The 3729-nt window shown below is 65.5% G+C and carries 4 protein-coding genes and 1 tRNA gene; 2 read left to right on the forward strand and 3 right to left on the reverse strand.

Annotated features, from left to right (window positions below; translation table 11 throughout):
• Positions 1-49: 49 nt before the first annotated feature.
• Positions 50-134, reverse strand: a tRNA-Leu gene (locus WAW17_RS03300).
• A gap of 117 nt (positions 135-251) precedes the next feature.
• Here WAW17_RS03300 and WAW17_RS03305 point away from each other — a divergent pair.
• Both WAW17_RS03305 and WAW17_RS03310 read left to right on the forward strand, forming a co-directional pair.
• Entirely contained in the window at positions 252-1604 is a 1353-nt protein-coding gene (locus tag WAW17_RS03305) for a M20/M25/M40 family metallo-hydrolase (protein ID WP_422331591.1), read from the forward strand.
• 41 nt (positions 1605-1645) lie between these two features.
• Positions 1646-2176 carry a YbhB/YbcL family Raf kinase inhibitor-like protein gene (locus WAW17_RS03310; protein ID WP_422331592.1) on the forward strand — a complete coding sequence of 177 codons (531 nt, stop codon included), beginning with the start codon at positions 1646-1648 and terminating at the stop codon, positions 2174-2176.
• An 82-nt stretch (positions 2177-2258) separates the two neighbouring features.
• Here WAW17_RS03310 and WAW17_RS03315 read toward each other — a convergent pair whose 3' ends face one another.
• Both WAW17_RS03315 and WAW17_RS03320 read right to left on the reverse strand, forming a co-directional pair.
• On the reverse strand, positions 2259-3329 hold the full coding sequence (locus WAW17_RS03315; RefSeq protein ID WP_422331593.1) for a quinone-dependent dihydroorotate dehydrogenase: 1071 nt from the start codon (positions 3327-3329) through the stop codon (positions 2259-2261).
• 10 nt (positions 3330-3339) lie between these two features.
• On the reverse strand, positions 3340-3579 hold the full coding sequence (locus WAW17_RS03320; protein WP_422331594.1) for a DUF5703 family protein: 240 nt from the start codon (positions 3577-3579) through the stop codon (positions 3340-3342).
• Positions 3580-3729 lie beyond the last annotated feature (150 nt).

Here is a 3729-nt window from a genome sequence, read left to right on the forward strand (position 1 = left end):
GGGATCAGCCTTGCAGTAAACAAACACCACATTTGGTGTGGAAATAACGTGTCCGAGGGGGGACTTGAACCCCCACGCCCGATAAAGGGAACTAGCACCTCAAGCTAGCGCGTCTGCCATTCCGCCACTCGGACTTGCACCTGCAGTTGCACCCGTTTGCTGGGTGCTGAGAAAGAGTATCCGATGATGTCCCCCGGCCCAAATCGCGCCTCTCACCTGAGCATTTCCCGCTGCTCTGGTAGGAAAGTGGAGTGTCGACTACTCAGGAGAATTCAGGCAGGGGCAGCGCCGAAGCGGAGGTTGTGGAGCTTGTCAGTTCACTGATCCGCTTCGACACTTCCAACACTGGTGAGCTCGCCACCACCAAGGGGGAGCGCGAGTGCGCACAGTGGGTGGCAGCTCAGCTCGAGGAGGTGGGCTACGAGACCGAATACGTGGAGTCCGGGGCGCCGGGACGAGGGAACGTCTTCGCGCGGTTGAAGGGGGCGGACCCAGGCCGGGGTGCGCTGATGCTGCACGGCCACCTGGACGTCGTACCCGCCGAACCCGCGGACTGGCGGGTTCATCCCTTCTCCGGAGCGGTCGAGGACGGCTACGTGTGGGGTCGCGGCGCGGTCGACATGAAGGACATGGTTGGGATGATTCTGGCGATCGCCCGCCAGTTCAAGGCAGAGGGCACCGTTCCGCCGCGTGATCTCGTATTTGCATTCGTCGCCGACGAGGAAGCAGGCGGCAAGTACGGCTGCCGGTGGCTGGTCGAGAATCGTCCGGACCTGTTCGAGGGCGTCACCGAGGCCGTCGGTGAGGTGGGTGGCTTCTCGCTCACGGTCGCGCGGCCGGACGGTACCGACCGCCGCCTGTATCTGGTGGAGACCGCGGAGAAGGGTCTCGGATGGATGCGGCTGACGGCCAAGGGCAGGGCCGGACACGGTTCCTTCCTGCACACCGAGAATGCGGTGACGATTCTGGCGAAGGCGGTGGCCCGCCTCGGCGCGCACACGTTCCCGCTGGTGATCTCCGACTCCGTGGCCGAGTTCCTCACCGCGGCCGGCGAGGAGACGGGTCTCGACTTCGACGTCCGTTCGCCCGATCTCGACGGCACGCTGGCGAAGCTCGGGAGCATCGCCAACATCATCGGCGCGACCCTTCGCGACACTGCGAACCCCACGATGCTCGATGCCGGATACAAGGCCAACGTCATACCCCAGACGGCCCAAGCGGTCGTCGACTGCCGGATCCTGCCGGGACGGCTGGCCGAGTTCGAGTCCACGGTCGACGAATTGATCGGTCCGGACGTGCAGCGGGAATGGATCACCAGCCTCGATTCCTACGAGACCACCTTCGACGGGAACCTCGTCGACGCGATGAACAACGCGATTCTCGCCCACGACCCGGGCGCCCGGACCGTGCCGTACATGTTGTCCGGCGGCACCGACGCGAAATCCTTCGCGAAGCTCGGGATCCGGTGTTTCGGTTTCGCCCCGCTGCAATTACCGCCGAACCTGGACTTCAGTGCCCTCTTCCACGGAGTGGACGAACGAGTTCCCGTCGACGCACTACTCTTCGGCACACGCGTGCTGGAGCATTTCCTGCTCCGCAGCTGAACGAAGCGACCCGAAGACCGATACGCCACGAGAGGAATCGCATGTCTCACGACCCGTACGAGCCATTGCCCGATCTGCCGAGTTTCGAACTCACCTCGGCTGATGTCACCGATGGTGCGCCGTTGAGCAAGGACCAGGTCAGCGGGATCATGGGGGCCGGCGGGCACGACAACTCACCGCAGTTGTCCTGGTCGGGTTTCCCGCCGGAGACCAAGAGTTTCGCGGTTACGATGTTCGATCCCGACGCGCCGACGGCGTCCGGTTTCTGGCACTGGGCCGTCGCGAACATCCCGGCCGACTGCACGTCGCTGGTGAAGGGCGCGGGTGACGACGACGGAACCGGACTCCCTCAGGGTGCGATCCAGTTGAAGAACGACGCCGGACTGCGCCGGTTCATCGGTGCAGCCCCGCCGGCCGGCCACGGACCCCACCGCTACATCATCGCGGTCCACGCCCTCGATGTCGAAACGATCGATGGGCTGGACGCCGACTCCACCCCGGCATTCCTGGGTTTCAATTTGTTCTCCCACGGCATCGCCCGGACGACGATTACCGCAACCTACGAGCAGTAGTCCTGACGACTCCGGTGGGCGGCGAGATGACTCGCCGCCCACCGTTGTTTTGTCTTGTTTTGTCTTGTCTTGTCGGGGCGGGTCAGCGGACGGCGCCCGCGCCCACGGCGTCGGCGATGGTGCGGTAGCCGGCGGCGCGTACCTTGCGGGCCAGCCCCTTGTGCAGCCGTTTCGCCCAGAAGGGGCCGCCGTAGATGAACCCGGTGTAACCCTGGACCAGCGAGGCGCCCGCGAGGATGCGTTCCCACGCCTGATCGGCCGTCTCGATGCCACCGACGGACACCAGCACCAGTCGGTCACCGACACGGGCATGCAGCCGCCGTAGAACTTCGAGGGACCGTTCGGCGAGCGGTGCCCCGGACAGGCCGCCGGCGCCGATGGCCGCGACCTCGGCGGCGGGGGTCTTCAACCCGTCCCGGCGAATCGTGGTGTTGGTCGCGACGATACCGGCGAGCCCGAGGTCGAGCGCCAGATCGGCAACCGCGTCGACGTCCGCGTCGGACAGGTCGGGAGCGATCTTCACCAGTACCGGAACCGTGACGGTGTCGAGAACCGTCTGCAGCAGTGGCCTCAGAGAATCGACGGCCTGCAGGTCTCGCAGGCCCGGCGTATTCGGGGAGCTGACATTGACCACGATGAAATCGGCCAGCGGTCCGAGCAGTCGGGCGCTCTCGGTGTAGTCGGCGGGGGCATCCGCCGCGTCGACGATCTTGGTCTTGCCGATATTCGCGCCGACCGGTACGCCGATACGGCGCTGGCGAAGGTTGTTGGCGGCGTTGCCGGCCCCGTGATTGTTGAAACCCATCCGATTGATCAGAGCGCGATCCGCAGGCAGTCGAAACAGCCGGGGCGCCGGATTGCCCGGTTGGGCCTGAGCGGTGACGGTGCCGACCTCCGCGAAACCGAACCCGAGCGGCCCCCAGGCATCCACACCCGTCGCGTCTTTGTCGAATCCCGCTGCGAGACCCACGGGCGCCGGGAAGTCGAGTCCGAACACGGTGCTGTGCAGCACGGGGTCGTCGACGACGAGGAGTTTCGCGACCAGTTGGCGCAGCGGTGGAAACCGCGTGACGAGACGCATTGCCGTGAAGGCCACGTGATGTATTCGCTCGGGGGGTACGAGAAACATCAGGCGTAAGAGCAAGTGATACACGGAGGTCTCCCTAGATTGCCGGGTCGGGGACATGGTGAGTGGTCCTCCTACGTTTCAGGAGCACCCGGCGGCTGCCGTCCGAGTACAGCCGCACCCGGGACAGTTCCCAGCCGCCGAATTCCGCCTGGATGGCCAGCCTCATCGAGGCGCTGATCCTGGTGACGTCGGGTGGCAGCCGCAGCGGCACGTATTCGAAATCGTCGGTGTCGGTCTCCCAGCCGGCGGGGAGTCGTCGTGCATGCGAAGACATCTACGGGCTCCTCGTGGGGATCTGCTGGAGGCCGTCACCCGTGGCGGAACCGATCAGGAGATCACCGGTAACCGTGTCGACGGCGACGGAGTCGGGTTGACGGACGGTGGGGAAGCGCCCGGTCTCGACGCCTACTCCGCTCGAGAGGTC

The sequence above is a fragment of the Rhodococcus sp. (in: high G+C Gram-positive bacteria) genome (assembly GCF_049286785.1).
Classification (GTDB): Bacteria; Actinomycetota; Actinomycetes; order Mycobacteriales; family Mycobacteriaceae; genus Rhodococcus_F.

Bases quoted from the DNA above. Each gene is read 5' to 3' on its own strand.
- WAW17_RS03310 (WP_422331592.1), top strand. From the start codon at position 1,646: ATGTCTCACGACCCGTACGAGCCATTGCCCGATCTGCCGAGTTTCGAA.
- WAW17_RS03320 (WP_422331594.1), bottom strand. From the start codon at position 3,579: ATGTCTTCGCATGCACGACGACTCCCCGCCGGCTGGGAGACCGACACC.